This is a genomic window from Myxococcus sp. AB025B, from assembly GCF_006518215.1.
GTDB classification, from domain to species: Bacteria; Myxococcota; Myxococcia; order Myxococcales; family Myxococcaceae; genus Myxococcus; species Myxococcus fulvus.
Window position 1 is genome coordinate 18,169 of sequence record NZ_SRLW01000019.1, and the last position, 18,550, is coordinate 36,718.

Genomic DNA, 18,550 nt, shown 5'->3' on the forward strand with positions numbered 1-18,550 from the left:
GTCTACAGGCTGCTTCCCCTTCTCCGAAGCTCCTTCCGCGAAACCAACACCGGCTCGCGCCGAGGCCGAGCCAGCCACAACGCCAACATCACCAGCCCCACCGCCCCGGACGTGGTTCCGCTCGTACTGCACCCAAAGCCCCGCCCATCTTCGCCCGGCTCGAAGGTCAGGGATGACACCCCACCCACCGTGAGGGAAATCGGTGTGATGGCTTGCCCGGCGACCTGCTGCGAGCCCGCGGGCGACACCGTCGCGCCACACTCGGACGCGGTGCCGTACACGCGGATGCGGAACGAGCTTCCTGGATTTCCGGAGATCAGCGCGGCGAGCCACGTGTTTCCGCCCAGCGTGACGTCACGCGCCACGAGTGCCACGGTGGGCTTGAAACGGGACGGGTCGACAATCTCACGCCCGTCCAGCCACACCCAACCGGACGTGGCGCGCTCGCCGCTGTAGCCGTTGTCGACACACATCACCCCCGCGCCCTTGCCATGGAACCCCAGCGAGACGGCGTTGGGCTGTCCCGTGGTGCGCGCGACTTCCAGCGCGGCGAGCAGCGGCGTCTTCCCCGGCTGCTTGCACACCTCCTCCGCGGTCCGAGTCGGCGCGGGAGAGGCCGTCGGCGCGACATCGCACGGTCCATCCGGAGTGAGCTGGAAGGTGAAGCTGTGCACGTTGAAGTCACCGTTCTTCGACACCGTCCACACCACGCGCACGGTGCCGTCGTCGGACACGCTCAGGTCGTTGAGGTTCTCGTTGTCCGGCGAGTCGGTGAGCAGGTACAGCGTCTGCGTGTCGAGGTTGTACAGCGCGATGTCGAAGTCGCCCTTGGTCGGGTCCCTCCGCTCGAAGGCGATCAACGAGCCGCTGATGCTGGGGTTCGCATCCAGTCCCGGCAGCGCGAGCCGCTGCTCGGTGCCGCCGTTCACCGGCTTCCAGTAGATGTCCCGGTCCGACACCCCGTCGACGGTGCGCGTGCTCGCGTAGACGACGAGCTCTCCGTTGGTGTCCGGCTGGGACTCCTCGCCCTCGCTGCCGGTGAGCGCCTGCGAGAAGAACGCGGTGCCCTCCCGCCGCGCGCGCCAGATGTCGCACTGCAGGCCCTCCGCGTTGCACTTGGCCCAGACCACCGTCTGGCCGTCCGGCGCCACCGCCGGCGTGCGGTCCAGCATCCGGTCCTCGGTGAGCCGAGTGAGCGTGCCCTGGTCCAGATCGTAGAGGGCGATCTCGGGCTCGAGCGTGCTGCCGGTGAAGCCGAAGTCCTGCCACGCCACGGTGCGCCCGCCGATCACCGCCGCCCTGCGGCTGCTGCCCGGCTGTGGCGCCAGCTCCCGCGCCGGCAGCCCCGCGCCCACCTGGTACGTGTAGATGGCGCTGGAGGTGCTGACGCGGGTGAAGACCACCGTGTCCCCGCTGATGTCCGACACGAAGTCGAACGCACCCTCGTTGGGGATGGCCGCGTCCTCGCCGGACACCAGGTCGTGGTAGCGGATCTCGCTGCGGCCTCCGGACTCGTTCGTGTACGCGACGAGCGCGCCGCTCACGTGCGGGTCCGTCTGGTCTCCGGGGCTGTCGTTCACCACCTTGGCGAAGCCGGACAGCGTTCCCACTTCAGGGGTGTCCGCGGAGGCCAAGGCAGGGAGCAGGCACGTCACGAGGGACAGAGCGCGCAGCATCGGAAACCACCTTCCCGGAAGGACGCTGGAACCACAGACCCATGCCCGCACAAGGCAGCAGTGGGCCCGGAGTCCTCCCCGGAGCTGGTTCCCCACGGCAACCACGGCCGGCCTTGCTTCGGGCCCCGCGGCTTTGCGCACCAGGGCTTTCGCCCTGGATTGCCCTTGAACAGGAATGACTTCGCGACGAAGTCTAGGGAGACCCCCTGCCAGGGGTCAAGCCGACCGCCTGCCAGGACGCTCGGGGTTTCAGGGGCTTGAATCGTTCGCCTGATTCCAGATGTCCGAGTCCGTCTTCAACGGTGGCGGGCGCGTGTCGACGATGACCTCGGCCTGCTCGCGTTGCTCGACACGACCGACGCCCACCGCGCGCACGTCCACGGTGTTGGCGCCCTCGCGCAGCTTCACCTTGCGCTCGAAGCGACCCTCCGCGTCGGCGAGCACGCGCACGTCGTTCACCTGCACACGGCTGCCCGGCGTCGTCTGACCCCGCACGAGCAGCTCCTTCTCCCGGCGCGTGCGCTCGGAGGGCCAGTCCACCTTGAGCAGCAGGCTGGTGGGGACGGCCGCGGGCTCGGACGGCGCCTGGCCGGGACGCACCACGGACTGCTGGCCCGCACGGACGATGACGACCTTGCCCTGACCGAGCAGCGTCACCTCGCCTTCGCGCGTGCCCACGGCCACGGTGCCCTGGCCGTTGTTGCTCATCGTGAAGGCACCCGACTCGTGCAGGGTGGCCACCGCGTCGCTCTGCGCGGCCTTCACCTCGAAGGTGTGACGCTTGCCGGGGCGCACCACGGCGGTGGCCATGCCGCTGGCGAGCAACAGGCGCGACACGGACTTCGTCAGGTCCTCCACGGACACCTCGGTGCCCGGGTCCATGCGGAACTCCACCGCCTCGCCGCCGATGAGCACGGCGTACGAGCCGTCCTCCGTGCGCACCTTGTCGTGACGCCGCAGCGCCATGCCCACGGACGCCTTGCGCCACGCGCCGCTGCCCTCCTTCACCTCCACCGTGCCGGTGACCTCGGTGAGCTCCAGCTCCATCGCCTTCTCCACCACCGGCGCCGCCACGGGGACGACGGGCGGGGGCGGCGGCGTCGGCGGCGAGGGAGGCTGGCGCAGGAAGAGGAACCAGCCCAGGGGCAGGGCCGCGAGGATCAGCACGAGGCCGACGTAGAAGGGCGTCTGGCGCCGATGGGTGCGGGGCTCGGCCATGGAGTCCTCCTAGCTATCACAGGCCGCGTGGGATGCTCAGGCCCTCGGCAGCTCCACGGTGAAGCAGGCCCCCTGCCCCACTTCCGAGCGGACGCTGAGTGTTCCTCCCGCCTCCGTCACGACGCGCCACGACACGCTCAGGCCCAACCCCACGTTGGACCACACATCCTTCGTGGTGAAGAAGGGCTCGAAGATGCGCGGGCGGATGTCCGCGGGGATGCCCTTCCCCGTGTCCTCCACCTCCAGGAACGTGCGCCCGTCGCGCTCGCCGGTGCGCAGCGTGAGCCTGCGCGTGGGGGACTTCATCATCGCGGTGCGCGCGTTGGACAACAGGGCCAGCACCACCTGCGACAGGTGGCCGGGGTCCGCGCGCACGCGGCCCATCCCGGGCGCGAGCTTCGTCTCGAGCGTCACGCCGTCGCTGAGGATCTGGTGCTCGGTGAGGCTGAGTGCGTCGCGCACCACCGCGTTGAGGTCCACGGGGCGCAGGTCCGGACGCTCGCGCTGCTGGGAGAAGCGCAGCAGGTTCTGGGTGATCTCCTTGCAGCGCTTGGCGCTCTGCTCGATTTTGCGCAGCGTATCCAGGTCGGGGTCCGCCGAGCCGCGGTCCAGCATGAGCAGCTGCACGTTGCCGAGGATGCCGGCCAGCGGGTTGTTGATCTCGTGCGCCACGCCCGCGCCCAGCTGTCCCACCGCCGCCAGCTTCTGCGCCTCGAGCAGCTGGGCCTGGGCGCTCTTGAGCTCACCCGTGGCCTCGTCCACGCGCACGCGCAGCTCGTCGTTCCATCGCAGCATCCGCGCGCGCGCCGCCTCCAGCTCCGCGCCCATGCGGTTGAAGGTGTCCGCCAGCTCGCTCAGCTCGTCCTGCCCCTCCACCTTCAAGCGCTTGTCCAGCTCACCCCGGCCGAAGGCCTCCGCGCCCTGGACCACGTCCTCCAGCCGCCGGTTGAGCCGCCGCGTGAAGAGCGCGCCCAGGCCCAACAGGACGAAGAGCGCGCCGCCGGTGGAGAAGAGCACCGTGCGTCGCATGGCCCGCACGGGCGCCAGCGCCGCGGCCTCGTCCACCTCCACCACCACGTCGAAGCGCAGGCCTCGCGACACGCGCGCCACGCTCACCCGGCGCGGCGGGTCCTCCAGCCGGAAGCTGCGCACCACGTCCGGCTCCGGCGCCGTGGGCGAGAGCAGGTGCGCGGCGACCTCCGGCGAGAGCGTCACCATCCGCCGCTCGGGCTCGGAGCTGGCGAGCACCCGGCGCTCCTCGTCCACCAGGTCCACCCGCCCCAGCGCGCCCGGAGGGCGGCGGCGCAGCGCGGCCTCCAGCGGACCGAAGACGACCTCCGCCAGCGCGAACGGCGCGTCCTCGCCCTCGGCCAGCTTCACGGCGACGGCCACCGCCGCCCGGCCGCTCTCCGCGTGCACGTACGCGCCGCCGAGCGCCGCCTGCCCCTTGCCGCCACCTCGCAGCTGCTGCACGGGCACCGAGCCCACCATCCGCTCGAGCCCCGTTTCACGGAAACCGGGGTGCCCCTCCGTATCCCGGGGGCGGAACACGGGCGCACCCACGGGCTGGCCCCGCGCGTCCAGCTTGAGCACGGCGCTCACGGCCTGGGACTGGCCGTAGAGCAGCCGCAGGCCGCCCACCGTCTCCGCCTCCGTGGCGGCCTGCCAGTCGATGAGCTCCGCGGAGCGCGCCAGCGCGTCCACCACCTCCATGAGGGTGGAGCCCACGGCCTCCGCCGCCGCGGCGGCCTGCGTGCGCTGCTCCGCGTCGATGCGGGCGACGAGCTCCGCCTCCGCGCGCGACAGCAACACGAAGCCGACGGCGGCCAGCGGCAACACCGTCGCCGCGAGCATGAACAGGACCAGCTGCTGGTAGAGCCTCACCCGGCGACGGAGCGTACCACCTGCTCGCGGTCACTGCGCAGATAGACGGAGCCCTGGATGGCCTTGGCGCGCTTCTTCATGTCGGCCGCCCGCCGGGCCAGCTCCGCGTGGTCCTGGGTGCCGTCCGTCATCACCGCGACGATGGACACGCTCATGATGGGGAAGCGCCGGCGCTCCCCGAAGCGGTCCTCCGCCTCGATGTGCCCCCGCTCCCGGTCCTGCCGGTCGTAGTAGAGCGGGATGATGCGGTCGAAGGTCTCGATGGCCGTCTGGCACACCCGGTCCACCGACTCCGGCGAGGCGATGAAGACGAAGTCGTCCCCGGCCACATGGCCCAGGAAGTCCCCGGGCACGCCCTCCTGCGCGAAGATTTCACGCATCAGGTCGCCCGTCTGACGCACGACGCCGTCCGCCTTCGCGAAGCCGTAGTAGTCGTTGTAGGCCTTGAGGTTGTCCAGGTCCAGGTAGCAGAAGGCGAAGGGGCGACGGGCGATGAGCCGCCGCTGCACCTCGCGCTCGATGGCGGTGGAGCCCGGCAGCTGCGTCGTCGGCGAGGCCGACAGCTCCTGCTCCTTGCGGCGCAGCACGCTCTCCACCCGCGCCCCCAGCTCCAGCGCGTCGAAGGGCTTGGTGAGGTAGTCGTCGCCGCCCAGCTTCAGCGCGCGCACCTTCGACGACGTCTCAGCGCGCGCGGAGATGAAGATGACGGAGATGTGACCGCTGGCGCGCTCGGCTTTTATCTCCTCGAGGAAGAGGAACCCGTCGCCATCCGGCAGCGTGACGTCCAGCAGGATGACGTCTGGCCTGCGCTCGCGCAGGGCGCGCCGGCCCTCCTCCAGCGAGCCCGCGACCGCCACGTCGAAGCCGATGTTCTCCAGCACCTCGCGGCAGATGGCGGAGATCTTCGAGTCGTCGTCCACCACCAGCACGCGCCCGTGCGCCGGGCCCGCGCGGCCGCGCACCAGCGAGTCCACCGTGGCCAGCAGCTTGTCCGGCGTCAGCGGGCGCACCAGGAACGCATCGGCGCCGGCGCGGAAGGCGCGCTGGCGCTCGTCGAACGCGGACGTGAGCAGCAAGGGCGCGCGCCGCGTCTCCGGGTCGTGCCGTAAAATCTCCGCCAGCCGCAGGCCGTCCACGTCCGGCAGGCGCACGGACACCAGCACCATGTCCGGGTGGTGCTTGCGCGCGCTGGACAGGCCCTCCTCGGCGTTGAACGCGAGCCGCACCTCGTAGCCGCGCGCGGACATCAGCGCCTTGGCGATGTAGCCCACCTCGTGCTCGCCCTCGATGACCAGCACCCGCCCCCGGCTCTCGCGCCGCTTGGGGGACTGGGCCTCGGCGGCGTCGTCCGACTGGCGCAGCTCCGCGGGAGGCTCGGTGGGCAGCACCGCCATGAAGCGCACGCCGTCCACGCACGGCTCGCACCAGATGCGCCCGCCGTGGGCCTCCACGATGTTGCGGCAGATGGCCAGGCCCAGGCCCGTGCCGCGCACGGTGCGGTTGGCCTTGGTGCGCGCCTGCTCGAAGCGGTCGAAGATGCGCTCCAGGCTGTCCTCGGCGATGGGGTCTCCGCTGTTCCAGCAGGAGAGCACCACGTAGCCGGGCAGGCTAGACGTGGCGTGCAGCTCCACGCGCACCTGGCCGCCCTCGGGCGTGAACTTCACCGCGTTGTTGAGCAGGTTGTTGAGGACCTGGTTGAGCCGGTTCGGGTCCGCGATGACGCGCAGCGGGTGGCGCGGCAGCCCCGGCGTCACCTTCACCCGCTTCTCGTCGAAGGCCGGGCCGTACTTCTCCACCACGCGCTGGACCAGCTCGTCCAGGTACGCGACCTCGAAGTTCATCCGCAGCCGACCCTTGGCGAACTTCGACAGGTCCAGCAGGTCGTCGACGATGGTGTTGAGCTTCTCGGTGGAGTCGCGCGCCAGCGACAGGTAGCGGCGCTGCCGCTCGTTGATGTCGCCGGCCATGAAGTTGAGCACCAGGTCCAGCGCGCCGGAGATGGACGTGAGCGGCGTGCGCAGCTCGTGGCTCACCATGGAGACGAACTCGTCCTTGCGCTCCTCCAGGCGCTTCTGGTCGGTGATGTCGCGCAGCACCACGCACACCCCGCGCAGCGTGCCGCGCGCGTCGCCCACCGGCGTGGTGGTGGTCTGCACGTGCCGGTCGAAGAGCTTCACCTCCTCGCGCAGCACCTGCGTGCCGCTGTACTCCCAGCCGCGCACCAGGTGGAACGGCTGGAAGCCCAGGCGCTCCTCCATCATCCGGCTGGTGTGCTCCGCGGGGTCGTCCCCCACGTGCAACAGCCTTCGCGCCGCCGGGTTCATCACCACGATGTCGTTCTTCTCGTCGGTGAGCACCACGCCGTCGGCCATGGACTCCACCATCCGCTCCATGCGGTGGCGGGCCTCCTCCTCGGCCGAGCGCAAGGACTGGATGGCGTCCGCCGTCTGGTTGGCGAGCACGTCCAGCAGCACGCCGTCGTCCTCGGTGAACGCGTCCGAGCGCTGGCTGAACAGCGACAGCATGCCCACCGGACGCCCGCCGGCCACCAGGTTCACCGTGAGCTGGCTGGGGTAGACCGCCGGCGCCGCCGCGTCCTGCGTCGTCGTGCCCGCCACGCGGGTGATGACGCGGTCCTCCGGAAGCAGCAGGCCGGAGCTCTTGCGGTACGCGCCGAGCATCGACTCCTTCACGCCCAGCAGCGCCTGCTCCCCCACCGTGCCGTGACAGCGCAGCCGCAAGGTCGCGCTGCGCGACTCGTCCGGGGCGATGAGCGCCGCGCCGCAGTCGTACGGCAGCACCCTGGCCACGGCGATGAGCACGCGGTCGATGATGTTGTCGTAGCTGGCCGGATCATTCGCGCTCGCGCGGCTGACCTCGTAGAGGACGAACAGGGCCTCCACGCGCTGGTGGAGCTGGCGGATGAGCCGCTCCTTGTCGCGCCGCAGCTGCGTGTACTCCACCGCGTTCTTCACGGTGATGAGCAGGTCGTTCACGTCCCAGGGCTTGGTGATGTAGCGGTACACCTGCCCCTGGTTGATGGCCGCGATGAGGTCATCGGGGTCCGTGAAGCCCGTGAGCAGGAGCGTGGTGACGTCGAAGCCCTCGGCGCGTGCCGTCGCCGCCAGCTCGATGCCCGTCATCTCCGGCATCCGCTGGTCCGTGACGAGCACGTCCACCGTCTCCCGGCGAAGCACTTCCAGCGCGGCCTGCCCGCTCAGGGCCGTGAGCACGCGATACCGGCGCTGGAACATCCGGGTGAGGATGTCCAGGACGTCGGCCTCATCGTCGACGAAGAGCAGCGTGTGGCGGAGTTCGGACAAAGCGGGCGGAATTGTACGTCGAGTTCGTCCACTCCCCTCAAGAACTGAGAATGCCGAAAAGATGGGCACGCACTCCAGGTGCGCGGTGGGACACTGAACGAATTGACTCTACACGTCTGTTCAGGGAGAGTGGACACTGAAAGCCTGTTGCCTGGGCAACCGCCCTGTAGCAATCAGGCCCGCCGAGCGAGGGAGCGCATGGAAGAGCTGACGGACCGCCAGCGCGAGATTCTCAGCTTCATCGTGAAGGAGACGGAGACTCGCGGATTCCCGCCCACCATCCGGGAGATTGGCGAGCACATGGACATCCGCTCCACCAACGGGGTGAACGACCACCTCAAGGCGCTGGAGCGAAAGGGCTACCTGAACCGGGGCGAGCAGCAGAGCCGCTCGCTGGTGCCCACCAAGCGGGCCCGGCTGCTCTTGGGCCTGGGCGCCAAGCGCGACGCGGGCATGGTGGAGGTCCCCCTGCTGGGCAAGGTGGCCGCCGGCGCGCCGCTGCTCGCGCAGGAGCACATGGAGGACTCGGTCAAGATCGACAGCTTCCTTTTGGGAGGCGTCAACGGCCGGGAGGTCTTCGCCCTGCGGGTGAAGGGCCAGTCCATGATTGACGACGGAATCCACGACGGCGACTACCTCTTCGTGAAGAAGACGCCGGCCGCCCAGCCGGGCGACATCGTGGTGGCGCTCATCGAGGACGAGGCCACGGTGAAGCGCTACTACCCGGAGGGCGACCGCATCCGCTTCCAGCCGGCGAACGCGACCATGCAGCCCATCTACGTGAGCCGCACGGAGTTCCGCTCGACGATGATCCTGGGCCTGGTCGTCGGCGTGTACCGGAAGATGCAGGGCGGACGCGCGTAGCGGCCTTGCGTGCTCCTGGGCTCCCCGTGGAGCTCAGGGGCACTTCTTCTGGGCGGGGTCCGCGGCCAGCGCGCGGGCACACGCGGTCTGCTGGAGCGCGACGTCCTTCAAGTCTCGCGCGAGGCGCGCCGTGGTGAGGTGGAGCTCCGCGTCCTTCGCCATGTCCTTCTCGGCGCTCAGGTTGCCGAGGATGCGCAGCGCATCCGACTTGCGCTCCATGGTGACGAGCAGGTCCGCCAGCTCCCGCAGCTCGCGCACGTCGTTGCCCTGCACGGTCTCGAGCGCGGCGGCGAGCTCCTGCTCCGCGCCCTCCTTGCTCTTCATCGCGAGCTGGATGCGCGCCAGCGCCACGTGGACGATGGCGCGGTCCTTCACGCGCAGGGACTCCTTGTAGGCGGCGATGGCGTCGCCCGGCTTGTCGAGCTGCAGGTGGATGGTGCCGACCAGCTCCCACAGCGTCGGGTCTCTCGGGGACTTGCTGGCGGCCTCCTGGTAGGCGGCGGCGGCCTCGGGCAGCTTCTTGGCGCGCACGAGTGAGTCCCCCAGGGTGGTGAGCACGCCCACGGTGCGCACCCCCTCGTTGGCGGACTTCTGCGCCAGCGCCAGGATTTCCGGCTCGCGCCCCTGCTTCGTCAGCACGTCGACGGCGCGAAGGATGAGCTCGGACTTCGCCTCCAGATGGGAGGCGACGTTGGCGGCGAGGATGAAGTGGCGGACGGCCTCCTCGTGCTCGCCCTTCTTGAAGTGGATTTCGCCCAGCTGCTCCAGCGCGTTGGCATCGTTGGGGTACAGGCCGATGGCCTTGCGCAGCGAGCTCATGGCCTCGTCGGTGCGGCCCAGCTGGGCCTGGACGAAGCCCAGGCGGCTCCAGTTGGTGGAGCGCTTGGGCTCCAGCTTGAGGGCGGCCTCGAACTCGGTGGCGGCCTCGGAGATCTTCCCCATGGAGAGGTAGACCTCGCCTCGGGCGGCGGGCAACCGGGGGTCATTGGGGGCCAGCTTCTGCATCTCGTCGAAGGACGCGAGCGCGGCGGTGAACTGGCCCTGGAGGTACTCGGCGGTGCCCTTGATGTAGAGGCCCTCCGCGTGGTCCTTGGGCGTCACCGTGGGGCGCTCGTCGCACGCGGCGGCGGCGAGCAGGGCAATCAGCGGGAAGGCGCGCAGGCGCTGGAACATGAGGGGCTCCGAATCCTAGAAGTGGTACGCGATGCCCAGGTTGAGGTCCAGATTGAGGCCATCGCCGAGCTGGGATTCCGCCAGGCCGAGCACCGCCTGGGCGACGTTGGTGCCCGCCTCCAGCTGGACGCCGACGTGGCCGGCGATGAGGTACTCCAGGCCGATGAAGCCCACGACGGTGGGCAGGGGGCCGGTGGACTGGAAGATGCCGAAGTCGCCGAAGGACAGCTGCACGCCCAGGCCGAAGCCCCAGTACGGGCGCAGGGACTTCTCCACGTTGTGGTAGTGGCGCGCGCCCACGACGCTGGGCAGGACGTTGAGGCCGCCCTTGGCGCCCTCGGTGGTGGACTGCACGTAGGAGAAGCCCACCTGGATGAAGCCGAGCCACTCGGGGTGGAACCAGTAGCCCACCTCCACGTCGGCGCCCGGGTTCAGGGTGGCCAGCTTGTCGACGAAGTTGTTGTTGATGCGCAGGCCCAGGGACAGGCCGCCGCCGCCCGTGCGGGGCGCGCCGCCAATCAGCGGTCGGGCACCGTGGTTCTCGCCGGGGTTGACGAGCTCGGCGACCAGCGCGTCGGCGATGGCGTAGACGGTGGGGAACAGCGTGTCGGCCTCGGGGGACTCGGCGCGCGGCTTCGCGAGCGTCAGCCCCGCCTCCGTGTCCACCAGTCGGGCGGTGAGCAGGTACGAGTCGCCGAAGCGGTCCACCCGTCCTGACACGACGTAGCGCGCGCCGGTGAGGGTGGCGAGCTGCTGGAGGCACGGGCCGACGTCGCACGTCTCGAGCTCGACGAGCTGGCGGCGGCGCTCGGCGTCGAGGGACGCCTCGAGGTCGCGCTGGGAGATGACCCAGAGGCGGGGTGACTCGGCGAGGCGCGCGGTGATGAGCGAGGTGACGCCCGTCACCGAGTCCCGCGCGGAAGGATTGGAGTCGAACGCGAGCACCGCGACGCTCATCGGCGCTTCGTCCGGAGCGGGAGTGGACGGTGCGGTGACGGCGGGAGCTTCGGAGGCCGGAGGCGTTGGGGCCGAGCCCACCTGCGGAGCCTCGGGAGGCGGCACCGACGCCACGGGGGACTGTGCCCACGCGGAGGGAGCAAGGACGAGGAGGACCACGAGCTGGGCGAAGACGCGCGACACGGCGCGGGACTCTACCCTTCCCCGGCCCCCACCCGGAGGGCCTGCCCGGTCTCAAGGAAACATTCTCACGGGAACCCGCCCCCAGCAGGCGACGAGGCGAGCCCCGCCCTCCCCGGCCAGGCGCTCACAAGCTGGGCATCGGCCCCAGGTAGTCGAGCGGGTCCACGGGCTTCCCATCCAGCCGCAGCTCGAAGTGCAGGTGCGGACCGGACGTCTTGCCGGACTCCCCCACCGTCGCGATGACCTGGGAGCGGCGGACCTTCTGCCCCGTGCGCACGCGCAAGTCGCGGTTGTGCGCGTACAGCGTGATGAGCCGGTTCTCGTGCTCGACGATGACGATGTTGCCGTAGCCGCGCTGCTCGCCGGCGTAGAGCACCGTGCCCTCCTGCGCCGTCTTCACCGGCGTCCCCGAGGGCGCCGCCAGGTCGATGCCGTCGTGCGGCTCGCGCCCCTTCTTCCCGAATCTCCCGTACAGGACGCCCTTGAGGGGCCAGTCGATCATCCCCTGCGTGGCCAGCCGGGGCCGCGCGCCCGGACGCGACACGGGTCGACGGGGCGGCTCCTCGCGCCGCGCCACCACCGGCCCACCGCGACGGGGCGGGGTCTCCACCGAGGTACGCACCGGCTCCGGGTCCGCCTCCGCGGCCAACGCCTCCGGCGCCTCCACCGGCACGCGCCGCTCCACGCCCGGAATCGTCAGCTCCTGCCCCACCGCCAGCGAGCGCACGTCCTTGATGCCGTTGGCGGACTTGAGCTCGTCCACCGTGAGCCCGTACGTCTTGGCGATGCGGTACACCGTCTCGCCCGCGGCCACGCGGTGGCGCACGGCCACCAGCTCCGGCTCCTCGTGCGAGGAGCGCAGCGCGAACGGGAACGCCCCCGACTTCGGCGGTGGCGCTTCACCCGACGCGGCGGACGCCCCGGCTCCGTCACCCGAGACCGCCTGCGACCTGGTCTCCTGCACCAGCGAGAGCTCCGTCCCGGAGGAAGACGCCCGGGGGCCCACGCAGCCCGTCACGACGACGGTCGACAGGAGGAAAAGGAGCGCCCTGGCCGCTCGGATGCAGATGCCGGGCCTCAACGCTAGGCACCATCCGGCTCGTGTCGGGCGAAGCCCTGGAGGTTCCACCCTCCCAGGTCCTCGAGGCGACCATGGTCCGTCAGGTCCAGGTGCAGCGGCGTCACCGACACCCGCTTCGCCAGGTGCACGGCGTTGCAGTCGCTGCCCGGGATGTCCTCGTGCTGATACTCGCTGCCGCCAATCCAGTAGTACTTCCGGCCGCGAGGGTCCTCCTTCTCCACCACGCCGTAGCCGTACGAGTGGCGCCCCAGCCGCGTGACGCTGTAGCCCTCCGGCTCCACCCCACCCGGGATGTTCACGTTGAGCAGCATCCGCTGGGGCAACGGACGCGACAGCGCCTCCGTCACCAGCGCGCGGGCGAACCGGGCCGCGGGCGCGAAGTCGAATGTACCCCGCGCCACGAGGCTGAACGCGATGGCGGGCACCCCCAGGAGGGCCCCTTCCATCGCCGCCGCGACCGTCCCCGAGTAGGTGACGTCTTCGGCCAGATTCGAACCGTGGTTGATGCCGGACACCATGAGCGTGGGGCGATCATCCTTCAGGAGATGGACGATGGCCAGATAAGCGCAGTCGGTCGGCGTCCCGTCGATGGCGAACCACCGCTCGCGGACCTCCTTGATGCGCAGGGGCCGGTGCAGGGAGATGGCGTGGGACGCGGCGCTCTGCTCGCGGTCCGGCGCCACCACCCAGACCTCTCCCAGCGGCGTCACCGCCTCCACCAGCGCCTGGAGTCCCTCGGAGAAATAGCCGTCGTCGTTGGATACGAGAATCCGCGGTTTCCGCATGGCCGCGCGGTTGTAGAGGAGCCCTCCGGAGTGGGCAAGCACACTCGGGGACCGCGCTGCTACAGTGTCCACCCGCCGAATGCCGCCGCCCCGTCGCCGCAATGCCCCTCAGGGGCCTGATCCGCTCCTCGCCCAGCGACGCAGGGGCGCCCTGCTGGGGCTCGCCGTGGGCAACGCCCTCGCGGTGCCCACCGCGCACCGGCCCCTCCACGCGCCCGCCTTCCCCACCCTGGCGGACGGCATCTACACCGCGATGTCCGGTGGAGGACCCCAGCAGCTGCGCAAGGGCCAGGTGACGGAGGAGGTCCACCTGGCCTGCGCCCTGGGCCACAGCCTGCGGGACTTCAAGCACTACGACGCGGCGGATGCCCTGCGCCGCTACCGCGCCTGGCAGCCCCACGCCTTCGACGTCAGCGAGCCCCTCAAGGAAGTGTTCGAGGAGTGCCAGTCCGGCCTGCCACCGCTCGGCGCGGGCCGCCGCGTGTGGCTCCGGGGCCACCGCAAGGCCGTGGGCGCCGGCAGCCTCGCGCGCGTCGCCCCCCTGGGCGTCTACCTGGCGAGCGACCCGAAGGCCCGCACCCAGGCCTCGCTCGAGGACTCCGCCCTCACCCACTACGACCCACGCTGCCAGCTCGCCTGCGCGAGCCTCACCGCCGCCATCGCCAAGGCCGTCACCAGCGGCGCGGAGCTCAAGCTCGAGGACGTGCTCACCGCGGCGGAGTCCGGCCTGCTGCTCGCCGGCGCGGCGCTCGGCCGCTCCGCGCCCGACTACGTCCAGGAGGTGGCCTTCGCCCAGCAACTGCTGCGCGAGGACCTGGCGCGCGCCCGGGACGACGACCCGCGCCTGTACGGCCCGGAGCTGCACGTGCACCGCGCCCAGCACGCCATCCACGTCGCCTTCCGGCTGGCCTTCTGGGAACTCCTGCACGCCCCCACCGCCCAGGCCGCCCTCATCGACGTCATCCACCGGGGCGGCGACACGGAGGTCCACGGCGCCGTCACCGGCGCGCTGGTGGGCGCCTTCCACGGCGAGGAGGCCCTGCCCGCCGAGTGGCGGAAGCACGTGCTGGAGGCCCTCTCCACCCAGAAGGGCCCCCTGTGGGACGTCTACCACCCCCGCCACCTGCTGGGGCTCGTGGCCACCTGAGGGCCGTCCCCGCCCGGGCCCAGGATGCACGAAGCCCGCGGTGGACCGTCCTCATCGGGACGTCCGCCGCGGGCTCGTGGCCACACGACGCGGCCATGGGGCCGCGTGAGGTTGTCTCTTCACGAGAGCATGTCGATGACCACCACGCCCCGCTGGGGCTTCTCTTCCTCGGTCTCCGTCCGCCGCCGAGGGCGGTCGTCCGGCATGGGCAGCGGCAGCTCCACCACGGGCCTGTCGTGGTCCTCGCGGCGGCGCTCGCGGCGCTTGATTTCCTCGATGATGAAGGCGTCGAGCATGGGTCTTCCGTCTCCCCTCAGCCTACGTACCCCGATGTACGCCCGCCGTCCCGCCCGAAAAGCGCTTCGACTTCCACGACACTCAGATGCAAATTAAGAACCCCGGTTCCGCACTGGGTACGCTGCCGCCATCTCGCACGGTTGCTCGTCCGCCATCCGACATCAGGGCCAGGGGAACCGTGGCATAGATGTCATGGACAGCCGAAACTTCCGGTCGGGATGGTGTTGATTCTAATGCCCTCACGACGGCCCGCAAGCAGACCCTTCTCGGGCACACGTCGCCCTTCAGGGAGGTCAGCCTCCCTGCTGGAAGGGCTCGCCCGCCTGCCTGCCGCGTGACAGGCGGGGTCAACGTCCGGCGAGGGGTCCGGGTGGACCCCTGACTCAGGGCGCTTCCGCGCGCTTCTTGAAGGCGTCCAGCATCTTGGGCAGCGAGGTGTCCACCAGGGCGTTGACGACGGCCTTGGGCACGAGCAGCCCCAGGGCCATCTCCACGTTGTAGGTCGCGCGCGTCTTGCCCTCGCCCTCGGCCTCCAGCAGCCAGCTCCCCTTGTTGTCCTTCATGACCTCGCCCTCGATGAAGGTCCAGGCCATGCGGCGCGGGCGCTCCTCCACCACGCGGATGGAGTAGCGGACGGTCTTCATCACGTCGACCTTGTAGTGGACGTCGACGGTGTCGCCCTTGCGGTTGGCGGTGCGGATCTCCTTCACCTCCGGGAGGAACTCCGGGTAGCGCTCGTACTGCGTGATGACGTCGAACACCTTCTCGATGGGGGCGTTGATGACGATGGTCCGCGTGGCGCCAGGCATGGTGTCGGTCTCCGAAAGCGTCGAGGGGACGGCCTAGATGGAAGCGTATCCCGGCTTCTTGTCGAACTTGTGCAGGGACTGGATGAAGCGCACGGTGCTCGTCTTGCTGCGCATCACCACCGAGTGCGTCTCGCAGCCGCCGCCGAAGAAGCGCACGCCCTTGAGGAAGTCGCCGCTGGTGACGCCCGTGGCCGCGAACATCACCTCGCCCCGGGCCAGCTCCTCCGCCGCGTAGATCTTCGCCATGTCGGTGATGCCCATCTTCTTCGCGCGCTCGATTTCGCCCGCGTTGCGGGGCACCAGCCGGCCCTGCATGTCGCCGCCGGTGGCGCGGATGGCCGCCGCCGCGATGACGCCCTCGGGGGCGCCGCCGGTGCCCATCAGCACGTCCACGCCCGTGCCCTCGAAGCACGTGGCGATGGCGCCCGCCACGTCACCGTCCTCGATGAGCCGGATGCGCGCGCCCGCGGCGCGGATCTCCTTGATGAGGTCCTGGTGCCGCTCGCGGTCCAGCACCACCACGGTGAGGTCCGACACGTAGACCTTCATCTTCTCCGCGATGGTGCGCAGGTTCTCCGTGGGGCTCTTGCGCAGGTCGATGGCGCCCCGGGCCCTGGGGCCCACGGCCAGCTTCTCCATGTACGTGTCCGGCGCGTTGAGCAGCCCGCCCTTGCTGGCCATGGCCACCACGGTGATGGAGCCCGGACGGCCGTAGGCGCACAGGTTGGTGCCCTCGAGCGGGTCCAACGCGATGTCCACCGCCGGGTCACCGTCGGCGCGGCGGCCCACCTTCTCGCCGATGTAGAGCATGGGCGCCTCGTCGCGCTCGCCCTCGCCGATGACGATGGTGCCATCGATGTGCAGCGCGTCGAAGGCGCGGCGCATCGCGTCCACGGCGGCCTGGTCCGACTCGTTCTTGTCCCCACGGCCCATCAGGCGGGCGGAGGCGATGGCCGCCATCTCGGTGACGCGCACCACCTCCATTGCCAGGTTGCGATCCATCTTCTGTGCTCCTTCAAGGTCCTGCGTTCGGATTTTCCAGCAGCCGGGCCACGGACTCCGGCAACCGCGTGGGCTTGCCGTCGCGCCCCACGCACGCGTGGAGGGTACGACCGGTGCACAGCAGCGTGCGCGGCTCGCCCTCGCGAAAAAGCTCGTAGGTGAACACGACCGAGGCCCGCCGCAACTCGCTCACGCTCGCGCGGATGACGAGCACGTCGTCGTAGCGCGCGGGCGCCTTGTACGCGCAGCTCGCCTCCGCCACGGGCAGCATCAACCCGGAGCCCTCCAGCTCCCGGTAGCTGCCACCGCGCGCGCGGAAGAACTCGCTCCGGGCGAACTCGAAGTAGCGGAAGTAGTTCGCGTAGTACACGACACCCATCTGATCGGTGTCGCCGTAGATGACGCGAAGTCGGGCCTCGACCATGAGGGCGCGGACCGTAGCAGGGGGTGGGCGCCTGCGTCCAAGCCGCGACGTACCTTCTGGATTGCATCCACGCGGCCGGGCAGTGCAGCTTCTCGGACGTATGATTCGCGCCCTCGTCCTGACCGCGATGCTGGCGTCGCTCCCCGCCGCCGCGCGTCCTCCCCGACTCACCCTGCTCATCACCGTGGACGCGCTCGGCAGCGACGTCCTCTTGCGCAACCGGCCCCGGCTCCAGGGCGGCTTGGGTCAACTGCTCGACAGTGGCGCCTACTTCCCGTACGCGCGCTATGGCTACGCGAAGTGCCGCACGGCGCCGGGCCACACCACGCTGGCCACCGGCGCCAACCCGTGGCGCCACGGCATCGTCGACAACCGCTGGTGGGACCGGGCCTCGGGCAAGCTCGTCTATTCGTTCGTGGACCCGGCGCACCCGGTGCTGGAGGCCGCGTCCAAGCCGGGCCAGGACGCGAGCCCCGTCAACCTGATGGCGGAGACGCTGGCGGACCGGCTGCGCATGGCCACGCAGCAGCGCGGCAAGGCGGTGTCGGTGTCGCTCAAGTCGCGCGCGGCCATCGCCATGGCGGGGCGGCTGGGCCAGGCGTGGTGGTTCGACGAGGGCAGCGGCAAGCTCGTCACCGGCACCTGGTACGCGAAGCAGTTCCCCCAGTGGCTCCAGCAGTTCAACGCGCGCAAGCTTCCGGACCAGTCCTTCGGCAAGACGTGGGAGCTGTCGCGACCGCGCGCCGAGTACGTGGGTGAGGATGACCTGCCCCACGAAGCGGACTCGTACGGCCTGGGCCGCGTGTTCCCCCACCCGCTCACGGGCGGGTTGAAGGCGCCGGGGACGGACTTCTACAAGGCGTTCGGCGTGTCCCCGGACTCGCACGAGTTCCTCGTGGAGGCGGCCAAGGCGGCCATCGCCGGCGAGGGCCTGGGCAAGGACGCGGTGCCGGACCTGCTCATGGTGAGCTTCAGCGGCACGGACAACGTGTTCCATGAGTACGGCCCGTACTCGTGGGAGATGCAGGACACGGTGCTGCGGTTGGACAAGGCCCTGGGGGAGCTCATCTCCGCGGCCGAGCGCGCGGCGGGCGGTCGCGCCAACCTGAGCATCGCGCTGGTGGCGGACCACGGCGGGGCGGCGACGCCCGAGGAGTGGGCCGCGGCGGGACTGCCCGCGCAGCGGCTGCAGCCGAAGGCCATCAGCGGGGGAATCACGGAGATGGTGAAGGAGCGCTTCGGGCCGGACGTCACCGTGGCGATGGAGGAGCTGGACGTGTACCTGGGGGGCCCCGCGCTGACGTCGGGCAAGGTGGATGGCGCGCAGGTGGGGCGCGCGGTGGTGGACTGGCTGAAGAAGCAGCCCAGCGTGGTGGCGGCGGTGACGCGCGAGGAGCTGTTCTCCGCGCCGGACCCGGCGGGCCACCTGGCCACGCTGCGCAAGGGCTACTATCCGGGTCGCAGCGGTGACGTGCTCTACATGCTGGCCCCCTTCCAGGTCGTCTACTACGACGCGCAGGGCAGTACGCACGGCTCGCCCTACTCGTACGACTCGCAGGTGCCGGTGGTGTTCGCGGGAAAGGGCGTCAAGCCGGGCACGTACATGACGGAGCTGGACCCGGTGGACGTGGCGCCCACGCTCGCGGCGCTGATGGAGATGGGCATGCCCGCGTCGACGGAGGGCAAGCCCCGGGCGGAGATCCTCACCGGCAGGTGACGCGAGGCCC

15 protein-coding genes and 1 riboswitch are annotated in these 18,550 nt (G+C 70.5%); of the genes, 3 read left to right on the top strand and 12 right to left on the bottom strand.

Going from position 1 to position 18,550, the window contains the following annotated elements; translation table 11 throughout:
- Positions 1-2: 2 nt before the first annotated feature.
- From FL311_RS05150 to FL311_RS05165, 4 genes are all read right to left on the bottom strand, one after another.
- The gene (locus FL311_RS05150; RefSeq protein ID WP_141323829.1) at positions 3-1,676 is read right to left on the bottom strand and encodes a hypothetical protein; all 1,674 of its coding nucleotides are present in this window, start codon (positions 1,674-1,676) and stop codon (positions 3-5) included.
- 93 nt (positions 1,677-1,769) lie between these two features.
- Positions 1,770-1,850: riboswitch (cyclic di-GMP riboswitch) on the bottom strand.
- A 75-nt stretch (positions 1,851-1,925) separates the two neighbouring features.
- Entirely contained in the window at positions 1,926-2,894 is a 969-nt protein-coding gene (locus tag FL311_RS05155; protein ID WP_141323830.1) for a FecR domain-containing protein, read from the bottom strand.
- Between the two features lie 36 nt (positions 2,895-2,930).
- The gene (locus FL311_RS05160) at positions 2,931-4,778 is read right to left on the bottom strand and encodes an ATP-binding protein (protein ID WP_141323831.1); all 1,848 of its coding nucleotides are present in this window, start codon (positions 4,776-4,778) and stop codon (positions 2,931-2,933) included.
- The gene (locus tag FL311_RS05165; protein ID WP_141323832.1) at positions 4,775-8,101 is read right to left on the bottom strand and encodes a response regulator; all 3,327 of its coding nucleotides are present in this window, start codon (positions 8,099-8,101) and stop codon (positions 4,775-4,777) included. Before FL311_RS05165 ends, FL311_RS05160 begins: the two co-directional genes overlap by 4 nt.
- Before the next feature lie 198 nt (positions 8,102-8,299).
- Between FL311_RS05165 and lexA the strand changes: the two genes are divergently transcribed.
- A complete protein-coding gene (gene lexA, locus FL311_RS05170; RefSeq protein WP_046714584.1) occupies positions 8,300-8,965 on the top strand; it encodes a transcriptional repressor LexA in 666 nt (221 codons plus the stop codon).
- A 33-nt stretch (positions 8,966-8,998) separates the two neighbouring features.
- Here lexA and FL311_RS05175 read toward each other — a convergent pair whose 3' ends face one another.
- The 4 genes from FL311_RS05175 to surE all read right to left on the bottom strand — a co-directional run bounded on the left by FL311_RS05175 (position 8,999) and on the right by surE (position 13,144).
- A complete protein-coding gene (locus FL311_RS05175; RefSeq protein ID WP_141323833.1) occupies positions 8,999-10,138 on the bottom strand; it encodes a lipopolysaccharide assembly protein LapB in 1,140 nt (379 codons plus the stop codon).
- A 15-nt stretch (positions 10,139-10,153) separates the two neighbouring features.
- Positions 10,154-11,278, bottom strand: coding sequence for a hypothetical protein (locus FL311_RS05180; protein ID WP_141323834.1), 1,125 nt, complete (start codon positions 11,276-11,278; stop codon positions 10,154-10,156).
- 124 nt (positions 11,279-11,402) lie between these two features.
- On the bottom strand, positions 11,403-12,359 hold the full coding sequence (locus FL311_RS05185; RefSeq protein ID WP_228556679.1) for a peptidoglycan DD-metalloendopeptidase family protein: 957 nt from the start codon (positions 12,357-12,359) through the stop codon (positions 11,403-11,405).
- A gap of 2 nt (positions 12,360-12,361) precedes the next feature.
- Positions 12,362-13,144, bottom strand: a complete 783-nt coding sequence (surE, locus tag FL311_RS05190) for a 5'/3'-nucleotidase SurE (protein WP_141323835.1) — start codon at positions 13,142-13,144, stop codon at positions 12,362-12,364.
- 79 nt (positions 13,145-13,223) lie between these two features.
- On the opposite strand from surE, the gene FL311_RS05195 reads away from it, so the two are divergent.
- Positions 13,224-14,291, top strand: coding sequence for an ADP-ribosylglycohydrolase family protein (locus tag FL311_RS05195; protein WP_141323836.1), 1,068 nt, complete (start codon positions 13,224-13,226; stop codon positions 14,289-14,291).
- Positions 14,292-14,410: 119 nt separating this feature from the next.
- On the opposite strand, the gene FL311_RS43955 is transcribed toward FL311_RS05195, so the two are convergent.
- The 4 genes from FL311_RS43955 to FL311_RS05210 all read right to left on the bottom strand — a co-directional run bounded on the left by FL311_RS43955 (position 14,411) and on the right by FL311_RS05210 (position 16,823).
- A complete protein-coding gene (locus tag FL311_RS43955; protein ID WP_194869062.1) occupies positions 14,411-14,587 on the bottom strand; it encodes a hypothetical protein in 177 nt (58 codons plus the stop codon).
- Between the two features lie 384 nt (positions 14,588-14,971).
- Positions 14,972-15,397, bottom strand: a complete 426-nt coding sequence (locus FL311_RS05200) for a type II toxin-antitoxin system RatA family toxin (RefSeq protein WP_046714589.1) — start codon at positions 15,395-15,397, stop codon at positions 14,972-14,974.
- Between the two features lie 33 nt (positions 15,398-15,430).
- Entirely contained in the window at positions 15,431-16,399 is a 969-nt protein-coding gene (glpX, locus tag FL311_RS05205) for a class II fructose-bisphosphatase (protein ID WP_141323837.1), read from the bottom strand.
- 13 nt (positions 16,400-16,412) lie between these two features.
- The gene (locus FL311_RS05210; RefSeq protein ID WP_046714591.1) at positions 16,413-16,823 is read right to left on the bottom strand and encodes a thioesterase family protein; all 411 of its coding nucleotides are present in this window, start codon (positions 16,821-16,823) and stop codon (positions 16,413-16,415) included.
- A 100-nt stretch (positions 16,824-16,923) separates the two neighbouring features.
- Here FL311_RS05210 and FL311_RS05215 point away from each other — a divergent pair, with 100 nt between their 5' ends.
- Positions 16,924-18,540 carry an alkaline phosphatase family protein gene (locus tag FL311_RS05215; protein ID WP_141323838.1) on the top strand — a complete coding sequence of 539 codons (1,617 nt, stop codon included), beginning with the start codon at positions 16,924-16,926 and terminating at the stop codon, positions 18,538-18,540.
- The last annotated feature ends 10 nt before the right edge of the window (positions 18,541-18,550 follow it).